The organism is Mesoflavibacter sp. CH_XMU1422-2, from assembly GCF_037029245.1.
Lineage (GTDB): Bacteria > Bacteroidota > Bacteroidia > Flavobacteriales > Flavobacteriaceae > Mesoflavibacter > Mesoflavibacter zeaxanthinifaciens.
In genome coordinates, this window is the sequence record NZ_JAYMEE010000060.1 from 36,502 (window position 1) to 57,374 (window position 20,873).

Genomic DNA, 20,873 nt, shown 5'->3' on the forward strand with positions numbered 1-20,873 from the left:
AAGGCAACGAATATTAAATTTCGTTGCCTTATTTCTTTTACTAAAACGATATAGATTAAATTTTATGTATTTCTTACTTTAAAGCTGTTTATAGTGAGATTTTAACCTTAAATTTGAAGATAATTAACTAAAAATTAAATATATGAGTATTATAATTAATGTTCACGCAAGACAAATTTTTGATTCAAGAGGAAATCCAACAGTAGAAGTAGATGTTGAAACAGAAAATGGATTTTTAGGTAGAGCAGCAGTTCCTTCTGGTGCTTCAACTGGAGAACATGAAGCGGTAGAGCTTAGAGATGGTGGCGATAAATATATGGGTAAAGGTGTAACTAAAGCAGTAGATAATGTTAATAATATTTTAGTAGAAGAACTGCTTGGTGTTAACGTTTTTGAACAAAATTATATTGACACATTAATGTGTAAAATAGATGGTACACCAAATAAATCTAAATTAGGTGCAAACGCTATTTTAGGTGTGTCTTTAGCAGTAGCAAAAGCAGCAGCAGCAGAATTAGGTATGCCTCTTTACAGATACGTTGGTGGTGTTAGTGCAAATACTTTACCTGTTCCAATGATGAATATCATTAACGGTGGATCACATAGTGATGCTCCTATCGCATTTCAAGAGTTTATGGTTATGCCTGTAAAAGCAAAAAACTTTTCACATGCATTACAAATGGGAACAGAAATATTCCATAATCTTAAAAAAGTTTTACACGACAGAAACTTAAGCACTGCAGTAGGAGATGAAGGAGGTTTTGCTCCAACACTAGACGGTACAGAAGATGCATTAGACACTATTGCAAAAGCTGTTAAAAATGCAGGTTATAATTTAGGAGATGATGTAATGATTGCATTAGATTGTGCTGCTGCGGAATTTTATGTAGATGGAAAATACGATTACTCAAAATTTGAAGGTGAAACAGGAAAAGTAAGAACAAGCCAAGAGCAAGCAGATTACTTAGCAGAATTAGCAGGCAAATATCCAATTATTTCTATAGAAGATGGTATGGACGAAAATGATTGGGAAGGTTGGAAGTATTTAACTGAAAAAATTGGAGATAAAGTACAATTAGTTGGTGACGATTTATATGTAACAAATGTAGAACGTTTATCTAGAGGAATTGACCAAGATATAGCCAATTCAATTTTAATTAAAGTAAACCAAATTGGTACTTTAACCGAAACTATTGCAGCTGTAAATATGGCTCATAATGCTGGTTATACTTCAGTAATGTCTCACAGATCAGGAGAAACAGAAGATAACACAATTGCTGATTTAGCAGTTGCATTAAACTGTGGTCAAATTAAAACAGGATCAGCATCTCGAAGTGATCGTATGGCTAAATACAATCAATTACTTCGCATAGAAGAAGAGCTAGGAGATGTAGCTTATTATCCAAAAGAAAAGGCTTTTAAAGTAAATAAATAATTACTTTTCCTCATAAAAACTATAGAAAACTCTCATCTAAAATGATGAGAGTTTTTTTTTGATAATAAATAACTATATCAATATAGCAAAATCCATGTTAATACGCTTTAAAAAACGGCTTAGTTTTCGTACTTTTACAGCACTTATTTTAACTAAATTATACAAATATTATATATGTCAAATACAGCAATTCTAGAGATTAATGGTGAAAAACACGAATTTCCATTAATTGTAGGTACAGAAAATGAAATAGGAATAGATATTAAAACACTTAGAGGTGTAACCGGTGGCGTTACAACAATAGACCCAGGATACAAAAATACTGGTTCTTGCGAAAGTGCTATTACATTTCTAAATGGTGAAGAAGGTGTATTAAGATATAGAGGTTATGCTATAGAAGATCTTGCAGAAAAAGCAGACTTTTTAGAAGTTGCTTACTTACTAATTTTTGGTAATTTACCAACACAAGAGCAGTTAGATAAATTTCATTCAGATATTAAGAAAGAATCTGTAGTAGATGATGATATAAAGAAAATATTAGATGCTTTTCCTAAGACAGCTCATCCTATGGGTGTTTTAGCATCTTTAACAAGTGCTTTAACAGCGTTTAATCCTTCTTCTGTAAATGTAGATTCAGAAGATGATATGTACAATGCTATTGTTAAAATCTTAGGTAAATTTCCTGTGCTTGTAGCATGGACAATGCGTAAAAAACAAGGATTGCCATTAAATTATGGTAGTGAAGATTTAGGTTACGTAGAAAACATTTTAAAAATGATGTTTGAAAAACCTAACAAACCATATGAGCAAAATGATATTTTAATCAATGCATTAGATAAGTTATTAATCTTACATGCAGACCATGAGCAGAATTGTTCAACATCTACAGTTAGAATTGTAGGTTCTTCTCACGCAGGTTTATTTGCATCTTTATCAGCTGGTATATCTGCACTTTGGGGACCACTTCACGGTGGAGCAAATCAAGCTGTTTTAGAAATGCTAGAAGGAATTAAAGAAGATGGTGGTGATACAAAAAAATACATGGCTAAGGCAAAAGACAAAGAAGACCCTTTCCGTTTAATGGGCTTTGGTCACCGTGTTTATAAAAACTTTGATCCAAGAGCAAAAATCATCAAAAAAGCTGCAGACGAAGTTTTAGGAGACTTAGGTGTAGAAGATCCTGTATTAGATATTGCAAAAGGATTAGCTGAAGAAGCATTAAGCGATGACTACTTTGTAAAACGTAAGTTATATCCAAACGTAGATTTCTATTCAGGAATTATCTATAGAGCAATGGGCATACCTGTAGAAATGTTTACAGTAATGTTTGCTTTAGGACGTTTACCAGGTTGGATTGCACAATGGAGAGAAATGCGTTTACGTAAAGAACCAATTGGACGTCCAAGACAAATTTACATTGGTGAAAACCACAGAGAATTTAAATCTATTAACGAAAGATAAAACTAATATAACTTTTAAAACAAGCTTCATAATTATTTATGAAGCTTTTTTATATATTTAATTTATGCTACAATTAAACGTAAAAAACGAAACATCTCGGCTTCGAGCTGTAGTTTTAGGCACCGCAAAAAATAATGGTCCAACACCAAAAATAGAAGAAGCTTACGACCCTAAATCTTTAGAGCATATTAAAGCAGGAACATATCCAGTTGAAGAAGATATGGTAAAAGAAATGGAAGCTGTCGCAAAAGTTTTTGAAAAATATGATGTAAAAGTATTTAGACCAGAAATAATAGAGAATTGTAACCAAATATTTGCTAGAGATATAGCTTTTGTAATAGACGATGTGTTTGTTAAAGCAAATATTCTTCCTGACCGTGAAAACGAATTAGAAGCAGTACAATATGTAATAGATCAAATAGATCCAAATAAAGTAATACGTCCACCAGAAGAAGCTCATATAGAAGGTGGAGATGTCATGCTTTGGAACGACTATATTTTTATCGGGACTTACAGAGGAGAAGATTATTCAGATTATATAGTTGCAAGAACTAATGAAGCAGGTGTAAATTATATCAAAGAAAAATTTCCTTATAAAAAAGTAAAGAGTTTTGACTTAAATAAATCTCAAACTAACCCTTACGATAATGCGCTGCATTTAGACTGTTGTTTCCAACCCATAGGAACAGATAAAGCGATCTTACATAAAGAAGGATTTAGAGATGAAACTGAATTTGAATGGTTACTAAATTTCTTCGGAAAAGAAAACTGCTTTATTATTTCTAAAGAAGAAATGTACAATATGAATAGCAACATTTTTTCAATTTCAGAAGATGTTATCATTTCAGAAAAAAACTTTACACGTTTAAATACTTGGCTTAGAGAACAAGGTTTTACTGTAGAAGAAGTCCCTTACGCAGAAATAGCCAAACAAGAAGGTTTACTACGTTGTAGTACAATGCCATTAATAAGAGACTAATTTTATTTGTAACTGTAAGATATTTCTTTAATTTTGAATTTTTAATCAATAAATTCAAACCATGAAAAAACTTACATTATTATTATTTTTATTAACTGTATCCGTAAAAGCTCAAATTACTTATGAAAGAGGATATTTTATAGATGAAAATGATAATAAAACAGAATGTTTAATAAGAAATTTAGATTGGTCTAACAGTCCAGATAAGTTTATTTATAAATTAAACGAATCGTCAAATTCTCAACAAAAATCTATTAGTTCTGTAAAAGAATTTAGGGTTTATGATACAGACCAATATTATATTAAACATCTTTTAACTCAAGATTTAAAAGACCTTGAGAATAAAATTATTAAAAGAATAGATAATTATATTTTTTTAAAAGTACTATTGATCGGTAAAGCATCTCTTTATAAGTATCAAAACGAAGAAGATTATTTTTTTTATAGTATAGAAGGACAAGCTCCGGAATATTTAAGTCATACAAAATATTTAAAAGAAAAAAATAAGGTTGTAGAAACTCATGACTATAAAAAGAAACTTTATGAAGTTTTATTATGCGATAATTTTACAATGAAGACATTTACAAAGTTGAATTATAGAAATGATGCATTAGTAAATCTTTTCGAAAAATATAATAAATGTATAGATCAAGAATTTAATCAGATATACAAAAAAAGAACAAAAACTATTTATAGATTAAAAGCATTAGGAGGATTAAGTACATATTCAAAAATATCAAATAATTATACTTATAAATATGAATATGGATTAGCACCAAGTACAGGTCTTGATGATTATAGTGTAACAAAAACCTCTGAAAGAAATGTCAATTTTGAAGGAGGATCAAGTATTGCTTTTGGTGTTGAAGCAGAAATTGTCTTACCTATTCAAAGAAATAAATGGAGTGTTTTTATAGCACCTAACTATCAAAATATTTCTAATACAAAATTTGAGGAGTATTTTACTCAAGAAGATGGATTAATAGATTTTTCCTATAGATCAAATCTATCTTACTCTTTCATAGAGCTACCAATTGGTTTAAGAAATTATATTTTACTTAACGATAAACTAAACCTTTTCCTTCAAGTTGCTTATGTCAGAAATTTTGTTTTGAGTTCAGAATATAATCAAGAATTAATACTAGAATCAACGTTTCTTCAAGATTACAATTACTCGATTCTTTCAAAAGAAAATGAAACCAAAAAAAATTCAAGCTTTTTTATTGGTATAGGATGTGAGTATAATAAAAAAATGTCATTGGCAATTAATTACTATCTTTCTAAAAAACATAAGGTAAATGATGAGTTCCAATCAGATATTAAAGGAGGTGTTTCATTAATAGCGACTTACAACATATTATAATTTGTAATAAATTATAGTTATATAAAAAGATAAAAAACCACCTTTTTTAGGTGGTTTTTTAAACTAAAATCTAATCTTAAAGCTTACATTAGGCGTTATTCGTAAAGATTCATTTTCAATTTTTAAAATTTCTCCGTCATTAATAGTATAGTAAGTATTTATAGTATTTTTTTTGTTTAAAATATTCCAGATAGAAGCACCTAAAATGGCTCTGTTGGTTCCTAAGTTAAACTGATATGTTGCCGAAAAATCTGCTCTTAAATAATCATCTAACCGACTATTGTTTGGAGAGTTATAAATGATAGTGTTATTGTTTGAGTCTTCATAATTTGGTGTTGTAAAAGGTCTACCTGAATGCCAATTTAAACCTAAAGCTAATTTTAAATCATTTAGAGTAAAAGTACCTGCAAAATCAATAACATGATTTATGTCAAAGTTGTTAGGGAAAGAAGCTCCTTCATTTAAATCCTCAAAAGTGTAATTGTTTTTAGAGTAGCTATAGCTTAACCAAGCTCCAAATTTCTGAAATTGCTTATTTACTAAAAGGTCAACACCTTTAATTTCATAATTACCAATTGCATTTACAAATTGATACTGATTTTGAAAACCTTGACTACGTGTAGTAATACCGTCTACGTGTTTAATAAATGCTTCTGCAGTAACTAGTAATTTATTTTTGTTATAAGATAAACCAAAGCTTGCTTGTCTACTTTTTACAACCGGAATTGTTGTGTTGTTTGCTAGTACCCAACGACGTTTTTCTATACCTAAAAAGTCTTTTTGTAAATCTATAATTTGAGTGGTGCTTTGACTTTTATATTCAGCAGAAATTTCTGCTCTAAAATAATTTAAAAACCTATGGTTTATGTGTAATCTAGGTTCAACTAGATGTAAATTAAATTTTTTAAAATAGTTATCTCTAATTCCTAATCTAGCCGAAGTATTTTTATTTTTAGATTGAAATTGAGCTTCTACAAAACCAGAATACGTCCTAATAACACGTTTAATATAACTTTTAAATACAGGGTTATTAACATCTTCTAGGTTACTTATTCCTACTTCTGTAAATTGGAAACCTTCATTAATATTAATAGTAGGACTTAAGTTATAATTAACATGTAACTTTAAACCTCCATCAACTACTTCATTTTCTTGAATCAGGCGTTGATTATTTAAAACATCAAAGTTAGTTGCATCCAAGTCGTAATTAGAATAATAGATTTGTACAAAGGTATTAAGCTTCTTATTCCATTGTCGCTCGTAAGTTATTCCAGTAGCTATGTTATGCTGTTTTAATTGACTGTTAAAAGTTTCGTTGGTTGTATTAATTGTTGCTTCTTCATTATAATCTAAAGCGTTATAAATATTTAAAAAGTTGAATCTTATTTTATCTTTTTCAGTTAAATCATAAAGAAATTTTACAGCAGTATCATAAAAGTAAAAATGTTCATCTTTAGAAACTGCAGCATCTTCTGTATTAGTCAAATCGGTATCCTGAAACACACGATCAAAATAGTTGTTATAAGTTGGTGTGTATAAAACATCTGTTACAGATCGTCTTGCTGCAATTTGAATTTCAGTCTTTTTGCCTAAAGGAATTTTAGCATATCCGTCTGCACTAATCAAATTAAGCCCCATACCAATATTGCTGTCAGAACTTATTTTGTCTGATAGTTGCATATCTACAATACTTGATATACCATCGCCATATTTGGCACTACTCCCGTTTTTAATCACAGAAATTTTATGTGTTAATTGCGGATTAAAAGCCGAAATCAATCCAAAAAAATGTCCAGATTGGTACATTTTAATACCATCATAAAGAAATAAGTTTTGGTCATGTGTACCACCTCTAACATTAATGTTTGATACAGTTTCGTCTACGCTTAAAACACCTGGTAAAGCTTGTATAGTTTGTAACACATCGGCTTCTATTAAACCTGGTAAAATGCCAAATTGTTTTGGTTTTATATTTATGCTTCCGGTGTTACTTTTAGATATACCAGACGTTAAATAATTTGTAATTGTAACTTCTTCTAACTGTTGTACAGACGTGTCTTCTGTTTTATCATACTTAACTATGGTATAAAATTGCTGATCAATTTTGTTAAACTGAAGATTGGTTTTTAAAGAGATTTCATTTAAAATATGATCTAAAGAATTTTCTGTAGAAATGTCTATTAATAGTTTTTTTACATCTTTATCTGCGTAAGAAAAACTTACTTTATGTTTAGCTTCAATTAAGGATAAAACTTCTGTTAAAGGTCGTTTTTGGTTTTGAGAAAAACCATTAAACAAACACAAAAAATATATGATTATATATGAATAAGTTTTAAGCTTGTTACTCACGCTTTAATATTATGGTTTGATTAGATTTTTTGTAAGTAAGTTGTAAAGGTTGAGTTATTGATTTAAGAGCCAAGTCAAGATTATCATGCGTAAATCTACCTGTAAATAATAAGTCGGTATTAATGTTTTTAGCTTCAACTTTTACGTTGTACTGTCTTTCAAACTCGGCAATAACTTCTTTTAAGGGTAAACTTTTAAATGCACTTGTATTAGATAACCATTGTGGTTTGCTATAATCAGTTTTATTATTAATAACCAAATCGTTTAATACTAAAAACGACTCGCCTGGTTTGATTTTGGTTTTGTTATTTTTATAAGTGACTAGCACTAAACCTTCGTAGCAGGTTACTTCAAAAAAGTTATCACGTTGTTTTACATTAAACTCAGTGCCTAAAACTGTTACTGTACCAGTTGTAGTGTTTACGTTAAATGAGCTTCCTTTTTCAACATCAAAAAAGGCTTCCCCTTTAAGGGTTATATTTCTGTTGTTTTTCCAGTCGCTTTTGTTAAATGTTATGCTTGATAAAGCATTTAAATTTACTTTGGAATTATCTGGTAAGTCAACAGTAATTTTTTCTGAAAAATCTGTAGTAAAAGTAGTATCCAATGTTGTAGTATAATAATATGCACCAAAACATAAAACTAGGATAGCAGCAATTTTTAATACAGGTTGTAACCAATTGGTGTTGCTCTGTTTTTTTGTTTCTATTTTATGTAGTACCATTTTTAGGGCTTCATCTTCATTAAATTCAGTAGCTTTAAAACCTTTAGAATAGTTAGATAGCTTAGTAAGTGCTTCGTAATCTTCAAGCGCTTTAAAAGCTTCTAACTCTTTAGGAGTTAAACTATTGTCTAGCCATTTTTTTATTAAATATTCTTTTTCCATAAATTTCACTTCAATAATATAACAAGTTGGATTTTAAAATTCCTACCTTCACTTTAATCTTTTTAATTAATAATCTTATAAACCTTCTATTTCTTTTCTTAATTTTTTTAAAGCTCCATAAATACGTTTTTCTACTGCTTTTGTACTTATATCTAAAATTTCAGCAATCTCTTTAAAGCGCTTACCTTCTGTACGATTCATCAAGAAAGCGACACGTTCGGCTTCGGTAAGATTTGCAATAGCGTTTTCTAATTTTTTTCGATATTGATTTTCTTCCATTAAAAATTCAGGACTTTCGTTGCTATGCTCTTTCGGTTTATTTTTTTGATGTTTTAAAACTACTTTTTGGTGTGCAACCTCGTTAAGCATTAAGTTATTAGCAATAGTGTAGACGTAACTTTTTGCTTTATTTGGTGGCACTTTTTTACAGTTTTCCCATAGTTTAATAAAAGCGTCTTGAACTTTATCTTGAGGGTTTAATCGTTCTCCAAACTTATAATATAAAAAGTCATGTAAATTTTTAGAATGCTTTTTAAAGAAGACTTTAAATAAATTTTGATTGCAAATATTTTTATGTAAATCTTCAGACATTAGATTGGTTATTAGTAATTTCTCAAAAAAAGAAAAAATTTTTTAGAAACCCAAGGTAGGAATTTTTTAAACATGTCTGTTTTATAATTGAAGCATGGGAAAAACAAGCTTTGAAAAGAAAATATCAATTAAAAAACTACAATTATGAAATCGACCATTAATTTTTTTAAACTAAAACACTTTGTTTACTTGTCGTTTTTAGCATTAATGCTAACAATGTCTTGTCAAAACGAAGAAACCGAAATTATCAATCCTTCAAATGAAGATATAATTGAAGGCGACTCAACAGCTGCTAACTTAATGTTAAGAATGGCTTCTAATGATGGGTCTGAAGATAATATAGTAGATTATGCCAACTGTTTAGAAGTTGTGTTGCCCGTAACTGTTACGGCAAATGGTGTTACAATTACAATACAAAGTGTAGCAGATTATAGTCAATTAGAAAATATTTTAGATGCTTTTACTAATGATGATGATCAGGTAAATATTACATTTCCAATTACTGTGACTTTAAACAATTATACAGAAATTCAAATTACTAGTCAGCAAGAATTAGAAGAGTTAATTGACGATTGTTTAGGAGAAAATGAAGATGATGATGATATAGAATGTATTGACTTTGTATATCCAGTATCCTTTTCAATTTATAATACAGATTTTCAGGTTATCAATACAGTGACAATAAATACCGATGAAGCTTTATATAACTTTTTAGAAGATTTAGACGGACCAATTTTAGCAAGTTTAGATTTTCCTGTAACATTAATAACCGCTTCAGGAAACACTGTAATTGTAAATAATAACCAAGAATTAGAAGTAGCTATAAGCGATGCAGATGGTACATGCGACGAAGATGATGATTACGATTGGAATGACGATGACAATAACTGTACAGACGAAAATGTAGAACTAAACCTAAAAGAATGTTTATGGGATATTTCAAACTATAACAATTCTAATGTATTTAGCGATTATTACATAGATTTTAATACTAATTATCAATTTTCTGTTTTAAACGAAGCTGGTAATATAATTCATGATGGTAGTTGGTCAGTAACTCAGGACGGAGCAATCATAACTTTAAATTTTACAACAGATTGGGAAGACTTAGCAGGCGATTGGACAATTGTTAATTGTGATGATGAAGACGAGTACAATTTAGATAACGGTCAAATCACAATGCAAATAGAACAAGACTGTACTGTTAGCAATAATCCATTAGGTTGTTTAGAAGCTAATGATATTGTAAAGTGCGACGAAAACAATGATGGACTAGAAACGTTCAATCTTTATGAAGGTTTAAGTGATATTGATGGTTGTACAATATCAAGTCCCGTACAAGTAAGCTTTCATGAAACTATAGTAGATGCAGAAACTAATGTTAATGCTATACCAAATGTAACCGCATATAGTAATATTTCAAGTCCTCAAACTATTTATGTAAGAATAGAAGTGCTAAATAATCCAAGTCAATTTGAAATTTTAGAACTAGGCTTAATCTTAGAAGATTGTAGTTTAAATTGCACAGAATCAGATGTAAACTCATATTTACAAACCTGTGTGTGGAATGTTGTTAACCTTAATGGTAGTGATAATCTATTAAACTTCAATTTAACTTTTGAAGATAATGCAGATATAGCAATTACAGATACAGATAATGGTAATTCTTACAATGGATATTGGAATGTTACAGAAGAAACTTCTGGCGAAATTATTTTAGAATTAGCCAATATTTCAGGTCCAAATATCCAAGCAATATCAGATTATTGGAGCTTGATTGAGTGTGATTCAGACAGATTGAAATTTGAAAATGCAAGCGGAGAATATCTAATTTTAGAACAATTACCATGTTATTCAGAAACAGATTTATTTAATACAATAACCGAGTGCGATTGGACTGTATATAGCTACATTAATGCAGGTGTAGACCAAACTAGTACATATGCTGGACAAACATTCACTTTTAATGAAAATGAATTTGTTTATGCAGTAGAAGGAGAAACTATTAACTACGGAAGTTTGTCTGCAGAAAACACAGCTAGCGATCAATTAGTAGTGTTATTTGCAATGCAAGGAACATCTTCAGGATTAGGCGGTTATTACACAGTAACAAGTATAACAGACGATTATATTATTTTTTCAGCAAATGGAACAACTTTAAAGCTAGAAAAAGAATGTAATAACACCACAGATGGAGATGTTGATCAGATACAAAACTGGTTATATGATGGTATTTGGCAAATTACATACTCTACTATGGAAGGCGTAGATAACACATCAGATTACTCAGGAATAACTTTTAATTTTTCTTCAGGAGCAAACATTCAAGCAAATAATGCCGGTACTATAACTAACCTACAAGGTGAAGTGGTAAGAGACGAAAATGGTAATTTAAGATACGTTATTAACTACTTAGGTATCTTCCCTTACTGGCAAATGGATGACGATTGGTACATTACAGAAGTTAATAGCAATAGATTAGAGTTACATCATGTTAACGATGATAATAACAACGAATTTGTTTTTGTTTTCGAAAAAATATAAAAGCAAACATGCAATTATATTAAAGACTGTCTTAAAAAAGACAGTCTTTTTTTATTCAATTTAATCTCATTAAGACTTTACAAATACGCTACAAATTGCTATTTTTGTGCTTCTTAAAAAAATAGGAAAATTATGTTTAATAATTTAAGTGAAAAGTTAGATAAAGCATTACACGTACTAAAAGGTCATGGTAGCATTACAGAAGTAAACGTTGCAGAGACTTTAAAAGAAGTAAGACGTGCGCTTTTAGATGCCGATGTTAACTATAAAATTGCTAAAGATTTTACTAAAACAGTAAAAGAAAAAGCGCTTGGTCAAGACGTATTAACAACGTTACAACCAGGACAGTTAATGGTTAAAATCGTTAAAGACGAGTTAACCGAACTTATGGGTGGTGATGCAGAAGGTATTAACATGTCTGGTGCGCCAACTGTAATTTTAATGTCAGGTTTACAAGGTTCTGGTAAAACTACCTTTTCGGGTAAACTAGCTAATTACTTAAAAAACAAAAAAACAAAAAAACCTTTACTAGTCGCTTGTGACGTGTATCGTCCAGCAGCGGTAGATCAGTTACACGTAGTTGGTGACCAAATAAAGGTAGATGTATATAGTGATAAAGGTAACACAGATCCTGTAGCAATAGCGCAAGCAGGTATTGCACATGCTAAAGCTAACGGGCACAATGTGGTCATTATAGATACCGCTGGTCGTTTGGCTGTAGATGAAGCTATGATGACCGAAATCTCTAACATCCATAAAGCTATACAACCACAAGAAACACTATTTGTTGTAGACTCTATGACAGGTCAAGATGCTGTTAATACAGCAAAAGCCTTCAACGATGTATTAAATTTTGATGGTGTAATCTTAACCAAATTAGATGGTGATACACGTGGTGGAGCCGCAATTTCTATTAAGTCTGTAGTAAACAAACCAATTAAGTTTATTGGTACAGGAGAGAAGATGGAAGCAATCGATGTCTTCTATCCTTCACGTATGGCAGATCGTATCCTTGGTATGGGTGATGTTGTGTCTTTAGTAGAAAGAGCTCAAGAACAGTTTGATGAGCAAGAAGCAAGAAAATTACAGAAGAAAATAGCTAAAAACCAATTTGGTTTTGACGATTTCTTAAAACAAATCCAGCAAATCAAAAAGATGGGTAACATGAAAGACCTTATCGGAATGATACCAGGAGCTGGAAAAATGATGAAAAATATAGATATAGATGACGATGCTTTTAAAGGTATAGAAGCAATAATTCATTCTATGACTCCAAAAGAACGCGCTAATCCTTCAATCATAAATGCAAGTAGAAAAAAACGTATCGGAAAAGGCTCTGGTACATCTGTTCAAGAAGTCAATCAGTTACTAAAACAGTTTGACCAAATGAGCAAAATGATGAAAATGATGCAAGGTGGCGGCGGAAAACGTATGATGCAAGCAATGAAAAACATGAGGTAACTCATGTTTTTTTGTTTTAAAAACAAACAGTAAAATAAGTTAAATTACCAATATTAAATAACAACAACACAACATGACAATTCTTGACGGAAAAAAGGTAAGTAACGACATAAAAAACGAAATTAAAGCTGAAGTCGATAAGATGAAAGCAAATGGCGAAAAAGTGCCACATCTTGCTGCAGTAATTGTAGGTAATGACGGAGCAAGTTTAACCTACGTAGGAAGTAAAGTAAGAGCTTGCGAACGTGTAGGATTTGAATCTACAATGGTACGTATGTCTAATACAACTAGCGAAATTGAATTACTTGATAAAATAGAAGAGTTAAATGAAAATGATGATATAGATGGATTTATCATTCAATTACCTTTACCACCTCAAATAGATACACAAAAGGTATTAATGGCTGTTCACCCAGATAAAGATGTAGATGGATTTCATCCTATGAATTTTGGTAAAATGGCTTTAGATATGTCAACCTTTATTCCTGCAACTCCATTTGGAATATTAGAACTGTTAGATCGTTATCAAGTAGACACAAAAGGTAAGCATACTGTAGTAATTGGGAGGTCGCATATTGTAGGAAGACCGATGAGTATTTTAATGGGACGTAAAGGCTTTCCTGGTAATTCAACCGTAACATTAACGCACAGTCATACTAAAAACATTACACAAATTACAAGTCAAGCAGATATTATTATTTCCGCATTAGGTGTACCAAATTTTTTAAAAGCCGAAATGGTAAAAGACGATGCTGTAATTATTGATGTTGGTATTACACGTGTTCCGGACGAAGAAGCTGCTAAGGGTTATGTTATTACAGGAGATGTAGACTATGAAAATGTAAGTAAAAAAGCAAGTTTTATTACGCCTGTTCCTGGTGGAGTAGGACCAATGACAATTGCAATGCTACTTAAAAACACTTTATTAGCAAGAGAACGACACAGAAAAATAAATAAAAAATAAATGTCTATTTTTAAAACCTGAATTTAATTCAGGTTTTTTTATGCCTTTATCTCAACGTGTTTTATTTGGAAGTTTAGAACATATACTGCCTATTGCTATAGCTGTAATAGCAACAATTGTTTTAATTCGATTTGCATTAAATCAAACTACAATAAACCAAAACAAAATATTTAAATATTTAGGTGTTTTTGTTTCTGGCTTTATGGCAGTGTTTCATTTATATCAGATTTGCTTTGGATATTATGATGTTACTTCAGACTTACCTTTGTTTCTGTGTAGTTTTATGGCATTATTCATCTTTATTTTTACTACATCAAGAAGGTTCTGGTTGTTTGAGATATTATTGTTTTGGATAATTCTGGGTACATCTCAAGGTGTTATTACACCAGATATAGAAGTTGGTTTTCCTTCTTTTGACTATTTTAGATATTGGATTGTTCACTTAGGGTTACTAACCATTATCAGTTATGCAATTGTAGTTTTAAAGATGAAACCTAAGTTAAAAAGTGTTTTTAAATCCTTTTTAGTATTACAACTGTATATGGTTGTTTTAATGGTTATAAATTACTTTTTAGAAGCTAATTATTCTTATTTAAATAAAAAACCAATCTCGGGATCTGTGTTAGATTATTTAGGAGATTGGCCTTATTATATTATTAAAGTACAGTTAATCTTAGTGCCTGCATTTATGTTAATTTATTTTCCTTTTTATATTGTAAGTAGAAAGAAAAACTAAATTAATTTTTACGTCTGTTTCTAGATTGCTTTGCTTGAAACGTTTTTGTCGAATCTTCTAAAAGTGTGTTTAAAGTTTTGATTTCATCCTTAGTAAATTCTCGATACTTTCCAACAGGTACGTCTAGTTTTATATTCATTATTCTAACACGTTTTAAGGTTTGTACTTCGTAACCTAAATACGTACACATACGTCTAATTTGACGGTTTAAACCTTGTGTTAAAATTATATTGAAAGTATGACTATCTAACTTTTTAACCTTGCATTTTTTTGTGGTTTTACCTAATTCTTCCAGAGGTATTCCGTTAGACATTCTATTTATAAATGTTTGAGAAATTGGTTTGTCTACGGTAACTACATATTCTTTTTCATGATTGTTGCTGGCGCGAAGTATTTTGTTAACAATATCACCATCATCAGTCAAAAAAATTAATCCTTCACTTGGTTTGTCCAAACGACCAATAGGGAAGATGCGTTTTGGGTAATTAATAAAGTCTATAATATTGTCTTTTTCAACTTTAGTATCTGTAGTGCAAACAATACCAACAGGTTTATTAAAAGCTAAATAAACAAAACTGTCTTTGTTGTTTTTGATAATTTCTCCATCTACAGCAACAGTATCTTTTGGGGCTACTTTTGTACCCATTTCTGGGACAACTCCATTAATAGTTACACGACCAGCATCAATAAGTTTGTCTGCTTCACGACGTGAGCAGTAACCAGCTTCGCTAAGGTATTTATTAAGTCTTGTTAATTGTTGTTCTTCCAAAATTAGCTGTTTATAAAGTTTAAAATTTCGTCGTCTATACTATCATGTTTTAAACTGTGTCCTAGACCTTCTGTAGTTTTTAAAGTTGAATTTTTATAATGTTTTGCAATTAATTCAGCTTCGTCATAATCTATAATTTTGTCAGATTTATCATGAATAATTAATCCTTCGGCTTCAATATCTTTTGAAAAATTAGCTGAAGAAAAAAATGCAGGTTCATTATCGTATTTATCAACCACTAATCGGTTTAATCCATTTTCAATTTTACGATTATAGCTTAGCATATTGACGTAATTTTTGAAAATTTTGGTAAACTCTGAAGGAGCGCCAAGTAATACTAGTTTTTCAATACTTTTTAATTGATATTTATACTGAAAAAATACCGTAGCCATACCACCAACCGAATGACCAACAATAACAGTTGGTTGATAATGAGAGGCAACAACGTTAATAAACTCTGAATACAAAATAGCGTTAAATTGCGTACCACTTGATTGCCCATGTGCTGGAGCATCTAACGCAATAATATTATGTCCGTTTTGGTGTAATTTATTGATTAAAGATTTCCAACGGTAAGTATTACTTTCCCAACCATGCGCTAATAAAACGGTTTGTTTTTCTCCATTCCATCGATAGGTTTGGATGGTATAATCTTGATACTTTAAAGTAGATTGTTCTGCTTTGTCTAAAAAGTTTTTATGCGTCTGGTTTAAACGACCTTTGCGTGGCGTAGCAAATAAATTTAATGCTTTTGTACTAGCATATTTTGGTGCTACATGACTTATGGTATTTAGCGATGTGCCAATTATTTTTGGCAAAGCTTTTTTGATTATTTTTTTCATTTTTATTGGTCTTCTCTGTGCACTAAATCCATTGAAAATGCTGGTGTGCAGATAGAAATATACTCACAAGCTACCGTAAAAGGGTTAGAGTATTGTATTCTTGTGTTTCTTTCAATTTTAATAGATTGTCCAGCTTCTAAAACTACCGTTTCATTTTCAATAATAAATTGCTTTTTACCTTTTATAATATACGTAAATTCATCAAATTCTGGTGTTTGAAAAGGTTCTGACCAACCAGCAGGTGCAATCATATGCGCAATGCTAATATCTTTATTTCCATCTGTAGCTTGCCCAAAATGTTCTTCTATTAACTTTCCGTCAGTTGTTGGTACAACAAAAGGACTATTTTGTATGGTATATTTTTTCATTGTTCAGTAGCTTTTTCATAGGTTTTCAATATGCTTTCTAGAGCGTTATAATCTTCAATTGTAAGAAAAGATTTTTCTATTCTAAAATCATTTTGTTGATCAGAAATTAATCGCATTCCGTGTTGGTTTCGGTTAATTCTTTTCAAATCATTTAAATTAAAAGATTTGCTAAAAATACCTTTAGTTTTAATAATGTTGTTATCTATTTGATAGATTATTCCTTTGTCAAAAAAATATGCCAAAACATAAAAAACAACTAATGGAATACCAAGATATTTATACCATATAGAGTTTTTACTGTCATAATAAAACATGGCAATAGAGTAAATAATCCATAAAACAGCAGCAATAAGATTTGCTTTTTTCTTTTTTGAATTTTTAAACTCGATAACACTCATTAATTACTTGTTTAATATTTTTACTAAATACTAAATACTAAATACTAAATACTAAATACTAAATACTAAATACTAAATACTAAATACCTTTTTACCATCCAATCATAAAATGTTTGATTTTTGCTTTGCTAGGTATGTTAGCAGGTTCTATAGTTTTTGTGATGTCAAATTTAAATTCTGCAGGTAAATCGTTTTTATCAAATAAAAACATCATTTTACTTCCTTTTACAAAAACCGAAGCACTTTTAAACGAGTTTTGAATTTTAGAAATTGTGTAATTTTTTTCTATATCTTCAAAAGTACTTAAGTTATTTACTCCTTTTTCTGTTTGATATCTTGGGTCTTTAAATTTTACTATTGAAATAGTTGAGGTGCTATCTAAAACTTGTTTTGGAGTTATTGAAAGTAAATGTTTTCCGCCTGTTTCATAAACTTCTATTGTGTTTACAGAACCAGCAAACTCATCACCAGCTATTGGTTTTACAATTGAGTCTTTAGCAAAAATGATATCTAAATCTTTTATTTGAGTACTGTCGGTAAGCATTCCTATGTTTTGTTCTTTAACTAAAAACGGATCTACTTCATTTTTACAAGAAGTTGCTAATATAGCAATGGTACTTAAGGCTAATATTGTTTTTTTCATATACATTTTAAATGTTTATTTGATAACTTTTTTTAGTATACCAAAAGCGGCTCTAATAAATGTAGCGCTAGTTAATACTTTTATAATTGGGTTTTGTCTTGTACTTTTTCTGGTTGAGGTTTTTCTAGATGCTTTTTCTTTTGCTTCTCTTTCTTCTTCTTTTGCTTTAGCTATTTCTGCTTTTTCAATTTTTTTGTTAAGCATTTCGTAAGCACTTTCTCTATCAATATTTTCGTTGTATTTTAAAACTAATTTAGAGTCGTCTAACAGGTTTTTTAATTCGGTATCAGTTAAAATATCCATTCTACTCATTGGAGCACGCATCATGGTAGCAGCTAATGGTGTTGGCCTTCCTTTTTCGTTTAAAGCAGATACTAAAGCTTCTCCTGTTCCTAAAGCAGTTAAAACTTCTGCAGTGTCATAATAATCGGTATCTGGATAATTTTGTGCTGTTAGCTTAATTGCTTTTCTATCTTTTGCTGTAAATGCACGTAAAGCATGCTGAATTTTTAATCCTAATTGACCTAAAACGCCTTCAGGCACATCTGTTGGGTTTTGTGTGACAAAATAGATTCCAATACCTTTACTTCGTATTAGTTTTACAATGCTTTCTATTTGATTAAGTAAGGCTTTAGAGGCTTGGTCAAAAATTAAATGCGCCTCGTCTATAAACATGATTAATTCAGGTCTATCTGCGTCACCCTTTTCTGGAAAAGTTTCATAGATTTCTGCTAGAAGACTTAACATAAACGTCGAAAATAATTTAGGTCTATCTTGTATATCTGTTAATCTAATAATATTTATATAACCACGACCATCTCGTGTTGTACGCACCAAATCTTCTACATCAAAACTTTTTTCTCCAAAAAATAGATCGCCGCCTTGTTGCTCTATTTCTATTATTTTTCTAAGAATTGCACCTGTAGACGCTGTACTTATTCTTCCATAAGCTTCTTTAAATTCTTCTTTACCTTCATCGGTAGCGTATTGTAAAATCTTTTTAAAATCTTTTAAGTCAAGTAAGGGTAATTTGTTATCATCGCAGTATTTAAAAATTACAGCAACGATACCAGCTTGGGTTTCTGTTAAATCTAAAATTCTTGAGATTAGAACAGGACCAAACTCACTAATAGTTGCACGAAGTCTTACACCATCTTGCTCAGAAAGGCTCATGATTTCAACAGGAAAACTTTTTGGTTCAAAAGTTAATCCTATTTTTTCCATACGTTCGTCAATTTTAGGATGACCAGGACTTGGTTGCGCAATACCGCTTAAGTCACCTTTTATGTCCATTAGTAAAACAGGTACGCCTTTTTCGCTTAAATTTTCGGCTAAGACTTGAAGTGTTTTTGTTTTACCTGTCCCCGTTGCTCCTGCAATTAAACCATGTCTATTCATGGTTTTTAGAGGTACGTTTACATAAGCGTTTTGTAAAGTCTGTCCATTTAAGATAGCAGATCCTAATGTGATAAAATCACCTTTACAGGTGTTTCCGTTGACAATGTGATTAAAAAATTCTTCTTGATTACCCATAGTACTAAATTTGGATAAAAGTAAAGGAAAAAACAAGAAGAAAAAAATAAGCTAATAAGCAAATATTAACAGTTTATAAGGCTTTATTAGTCCAGTTTGGTGATGCCTATATTTGCAAATCTAGCGTTAATAGTAGTGCCGTTATTATTAATTACATATCTAATAGTTACAACATCATTTGCGTTTACTGGATACATAATAGCGCCGCTTGTTCCCCAATAATCAGTGCTTTGTAAAGTTGCAACACCTCTGTTTAAATAACCAACTAAAGTGTTGTTTACTTCTAGAGCTAAAATGTATTTAGTGTTTCCGTTAGGCATATTAGGTGAAGATAATGAAGCTGTAAATAAATAATTTCCAGCTTGAGAAATCTCTATTGTACCATTGCCAGTAACATTAAATACTTCTGAATTATTTGAGATAACATCTGCTGTACCTATTGGAAAGTTTACATAAGTGTTATTTGGTGTGGCTAAAGCATTATTGTTATTAGGAAAGTTTCTGTTAATAATCAATGTACGACTAGATTGTGGAGACCAGACATTATTTTTAAATACATAATAAGAACTTGTTGTTGTATTATATACCATAGCTCCTTCTAGAGGCGTAGGTATAGCGTTCATTTCTGTACTAGTCATTCTTGGTGGTACAAAAGCACCAGTTGTGCTATCTATTTGCAGAACAGATCCATCATCAGGAGTAGAGGTGTTTATTCCTACTTGAGAAAAGGATAAAGTGAAATTAATTGTAAAAAATAATATAATAAGAAAAGATTTCATTGCTATTAATCTATTTGGAGGGATTTATTTATAGTATTTTTTCTATATAAAAATTAGTGCTACCTGATGATCTTAGGTTAACAGTACCAGTGTTTCCTGTTCTTAAAATATCTATACTAATAACATCGCCAGCGTTAACTTGTATAACTTCATTCAGGTTTAAAGTCGTTTCTTCATGACCGTTAGCTCTTCTCATGTATCCAGTAGAAGAAAACGATCCTACTTGAGTGCCATTTACAGAAATATACATTTCTGGAGCTTTTCTTGCACTATTACTGGTTGATATAATACTTGCATTAACTAGTATTTCATATCTTCCGGTTTCATTAACAGTTACTGTATGATTTACATTGTCTATAACGTAAAGAGAAGTATTATCGTTCCATTCTGCAAGCCCAAAAACAGGTAAATGTATAGATGTATTATTATTAACATTAGTTGTTACATCTACATTGCTGTATTTGGTAGATTGGCCAGGAGATGCTGTTGACGTTGCTGTAATACTTAATGCTTCCCAATTAGGTGTTGCGGATGTATTAGTATTGATTTGAATTTCATCACTATCCGTGTTGTAAATAATCAAACCATTTGCAGGATTTAAAATAGCATCTCTTTCGGCACTAGTTAACCTTGGTAAAAGAATACCTTTTTCATTACTGTTAATGTCTAAAATTGCAGATTGATCAGGGTTTGAAGTATTTATTCCTACTTGGGCAAATACAAATGATGATAAACAAATAAAGACAATTTGAAAAAATATTTTTTTCATAAT

19 protein-coding genes are annotated in these 20,873 nt (G+C 30.5%); 8 read left to right on the plus strand and 11 right to left on the minus strand.

Annotated features, from left to right (window positions below; translation table 11 throughout):
- Positions 1-142 precede the first annotated feature (142 nt).
- The 4 genes from eno to WA340_RS09085 all read left to right on the plus strand — a co-directional run bounded on the left by eno (position 143) and on the right by WA340_RS09085 (position 5,238).
- The gene (gene eno / locus WA340_RS09070) at positions 143-1,435 is read left to right on the plus strand and encodes a phosphopyruvate hydratase (protein ID WP_336128602.1); all 1,293 of its coding nucleotides are present in this window, start codon (positions 143-145) and stop codon (positions 1,433-1,435) included.
- A gap of 174 nt (positions 1,436-1,609) precedes the next feature.
- The gene (locus WA340_RS09075) at positions 1,610-2,896 is read left to right on the plus strand and encodes a citrate synthase (RefSeq protein ID WP_106676765.1); all 1,287 of its coding nucleotides are present in this window, start codon (positions 1,610-1,612) and stop codon (positions 2,894-2,896) included.
- A 64-nt stretch (positions 2,897-2,960) separates the two neighbouring features.
- Positions 2,961-3,875 carry a dimethylarginine dimethylaminohydrolase family protein gene (locus tag WA340_RS09080; RefSeq protein ID WP_336128604.1) on the plus strand — a complete coding sequence of 305 codons (915 nt, stop codon included), beginning with the start codon at positions 2,961-2,963 and terminating at the stop codon, positions 3,873-3,875.
- 61 nt (positions 3,876-3,936) lie between these two features.
- Positions 3,937-5,238: a hypothetical protein gene (locus tag WA340_RS09085; RefSeq protein ID WP_336128605.1), complete on the plus strand. Its 1,302-nt coding sequence runs from the start codon at positions 3,937-3,939 to the stop codon at positions 5,236-5,238.
- A 63-nt stretch (positions 5,239-5,301) separates the two neighbouring features.
- On the opposite strand, the gene WA340_RS09090 is transcribed toward WA340_RS09085, so the two are convergent.
- The 3 genes from WA340_RS09090 to WA340_RS09100 all read right to left on the minus strand — a co-directional run bounded on the left by WA340_RS09090 (position 5,302) and on the right by WA340_RS09100 (position 9,064).
- Positions 5,302-7,587 (minus strand): TonB-dependent receptor plug domain-containing protein, encoded by a 2,286-nt coding sequence (locus WA340_RS09090; protein WP_336128606.1) that lies wholly within the window; start codon positions 7,585-7,587, stop codon positions 5,302-5,304.
- A complete protein-coding gene (locus WA340_RS09095) occupies positions 7,580-8,473 on the minus strand; it encodes a FecR family protein (protein WP_336128607.1) in 894 nt (297 codons plus the stop codon). The genes WA340_RS09090 and WA340_RS09095 overlap by 8 nt, the downstream gene beginning before the upstream one ends.
- A 75-nt stretch (positions 8,474-8,548) precedes the next feature.
- Positions 8,549-9,064, minus strand: a complete 516-nt coding sequence (locus WA340_RS09100) for an RNA polymerase sigma factor (RefSeq protein WP_336128608.1) — start codon at positions 9,062-9,064, stop codon at positions 8,549-8,551.
- Between the two features lie 144 nt (positions 9,065-9,208).
- On the opposite strand from WA340_RS09100, the gene WA340_RS09105 reads away from it, so the two are divergent.
- The 4 genes from WA340_RS09105 (at position 9,209) to WA340_RS09120 (ending at position 14,769) form a co-directional block, all read left to right on the plus strand.
- Positions 9,209-11,608: a hypothetical protein gene (locus tag WA340_RS09105; RefSeq protein ID WP_336128609.1), complete on the plus strand. Its 2,400-nt coding sequence runs from the start codon at positions 9,209-9,211 to the stop codon at positions 11,606-11,608.
- A 132-nt stretch (positions 11,609-11,740) separates the two neighbouring features.
- Positions 11,741-13,069, plus strand: coding sequence for a signal recognition particle protein (ffh, locus tag WA340_RS09110; RefSeq protein WP_027880179.1), 1,329 nt, complete (start codon positions 11,741-11,743; stop codon positions 13,067-13,069).
- 73 nt (positions 13,070-13,142) lie between these two features.
- Positions 13,143-14,033: a bifunctional 5,10-methylenetetrahydrofolate dehydrogenase/5,10-methenyltetrahydrofolate cyclohydrolase gene (locus tag WA340_RS09115; protein WP_027880178.1), complete on the plus strand. Its 891-nt coding sequence runs from the start codon at positions 13,143-13,145 to the stop codon at positions 14,031-14,033.
- 40 nt (positions 14,034-14,073) lie between these two features.
- A complete protein-coding gene (locus WA340_RS09120; protein WP_336128612.1) occupies positions 14,074-14,769 on the plus strand; it encodes a YwaF family protein in 696 nt (231 codons plus the stop codon).
- A 1-nt stretch (position 14,770) separates the two neighbouring features.
- On the opposite strand, the gene rluF is transcribed toward WA340_RS09120, so the two are convergent.
- From rluF to WA340_RS09160, 8 genes are all read right to left on the minus strand, one after another.
- Positions 14,771-15,538, minus strand: coding sequence for a 23S rRNA pseudouridine(2604) synthase RluF (rluF, locus tag WA340_RS09125; protein WP_336128613.1), 768 nt, complete (start codon positions 15,536-15,538; stop codon positions 14,771-14,773).
- A 2-nt stretch (positions 15,539-15,540) separates the two neighbouring features.
- A complete protein-coding gene (locus tag WA340_RS09130; protein WP_336128614.1) occupies positions 15,541-16,380 on the minus strand; it encodes an alpha/beta hydrolase in 840 nt (279 codons plus the stop codon).
- A 2-nt stretch (positions 16,381-16,382) separates the two neighbouring features.
- Positions 16,383-16,748: a cupin domain-containing protein gene (locus tag WA340_RS09135; RefSeq protein ID WP_336128615.1), complete on the minus strand. Its 366-nt coding sequence runs from the start codon at positions 16,746-16,748 to the stop codon at positions 16,383-16,385.
- Positions 16,745-17,146, minus strand: a complete 402-nt coding sequence (locus tag WA340_RS09140) for a hypothetical protein (protein WP_336128617.1) — start codon at positions 17,144-17,146, stop codon at positions 16,745-16,747. Before WA340_RS09140 ends, WA340_RS09135 begins: the two co-directional genes overlap by 4 nt.
- A 91-nt stretch (positions 17,147-17,237) precedes the next feature.
- Positions 17,238-17,789: a hypothetical protein gene (locus tag WA340_RS09145; protein WP_336128619.1), complete on the minus strand. Its 552-nt coding sequence runs from the start codon at positions 17,787-17,789 to the stop codon at positions 17,238-17,240.
- A 15-nt stretch (positions 17,790-17,804) separates the two neighbouring features.
- Positions 17,805-19,322: a helicase HerA-like domain-containing protein gene (locus tag WA340_RS09150; RefSeq protein WP_336128620.1), complete on the minus strand. Its 1,518-nt coding sequence runs from the start codon at positions 19,320-19,322 to the stop codon at positions 17,805-17,807.
- 86 nt (positions 19,323-19,408) lie between these two features.
- On the minus strand, positions 19,409-20,101 hold the full coding sequence (locus WA340_RS09155) for a hypothetical protein (RefSeq protein ID WP_336128622.1): 693 nt from the start codon (positions 20,099-20,101) through the stop codon (positions 19,409-19,411).
- A gap of 28 nt (positions 20,102-20,129) precedes the next feature.
- Positions 20,130-20,870, minus strand: coding sequence for a hypothetical protein (locus tag WA340_RS09160; RefSeq protein ID WP_336128623.1), 741 nt, complete (start codon positions 20,868-20,870; stop codon positions 20,130-20,132).
- Between the last annotated feature and the right edge of the window lie 3 nt (positions 20,871-20,873).

Coding starts and splice junctions, on each gene's coding strand:
- WA340_RS09135 (WP_336128615.1), bottom strand. CDS start 16,748: ATGAAAAAATATACCATACAAAATAGTCCTTTTGTTGTACCAACAACT.
- WA340_RS09155 (WP_336128622.1), bottom strand. CDS start 20,101: ATGAAATCTTTTCTTATTATATTATTTTTTACAATTAATTTCACTTTA.
- WA340_RS09105 (WP_336128609.1), top strand. CDS start 9,209: ATGAAATCGACCATTAATTTTTTTAAACTAAAACACTTTGTTTACTTG.
- WA340_RS09160 (WP_336128623.1), bottom strand. CDS start 20,870: ATGAAAAAAATATTTTTTCAAATTGTCTTTATTTGTTTATCATCATTT.
- ffh (WP_027880179.1), top strand. CDS start 11,741: ATGTTTAATAATTTAAGTGAAAAGTTAGATAAAGCATTACACGTACTA.
- WA340_RS09080 (WP_336128604.1), top strand. CDS start 2,961: ATGCTACAATTAAACGTAAAAAACGAAACATCTCGGCTTCGAGCTGTA.
- WA340_RS09095 (WP_336128607.1), bottom strand. CDS start 8,473: ATGGAAAAAGAATATTTAATAAAAAAATGGCTAGACAATAGTTTAACT.
- WA340_RS09140 (WP_336128617.1), bottom strand. CDS start 17,146: ATGAGTGTTATCGAGTTTAAAAATTCAAAAAAGAAAAAAGCAAATCTT.
- eno (WP_336128602.1), top strand. CDS start 143: ATGAGTATTATAATTAATGTTCACGCAAGACAAATTTTTGATTCAAGA.
- WA340_RS09130 (WP_336128614.1), bottom strand. CDS start 16,380: ATGAAAAAAATAATCAAAAAAGCTTTGCCAAAAATAATTGGCACATCG.
- WA340_RS09100 (WP_336128608.1), bottom strand. CDS start 9,064: ATGTCTGAAGATTTACATAAAAATATTTGCAATCAAAATTTATTTAAA.
- WA340_RS09120 (WP_336128612.1), top strand. CDS start 14,074: ATGCCTTTATCTCAACGTGTTTTATTTGGAAGTTTAGAACATATACTG.
- WA340_RS09075 (WP_106676765.1), top strand. CDS start 1,610: ATGTCAAATACAGCAATTCTAGAGATTAATGGTGAAAAACACGAATTT.
- WA340_RS09150 (WP_336128620.1), bottom strand. CDS start 19,322: ATGGGTAATCAAGAAGAATTTTTTAATCACATTGTCAACGGAAACACC.
- WA340_RS09085 (WP_336128605.1), top strand. CDS start 3,937: ATGAAAAAACTTACATTATTATTATTTTTATTAACTGTATCCGTAAAA.
- WA340_RS09145 (WP_336128619.1), bottom strand. CDS start 17,789: ATGAAAAAAACAATATTAGCCTTAAGTACCATTGCTATATTAGCAACT.
- WA340_RS09115 (WP_027880178.1), top strand. CDS start 13,143: ATGACAATTCTTGACGGAAAAAAGGTAAGTAACGACATAAAAAACGAA.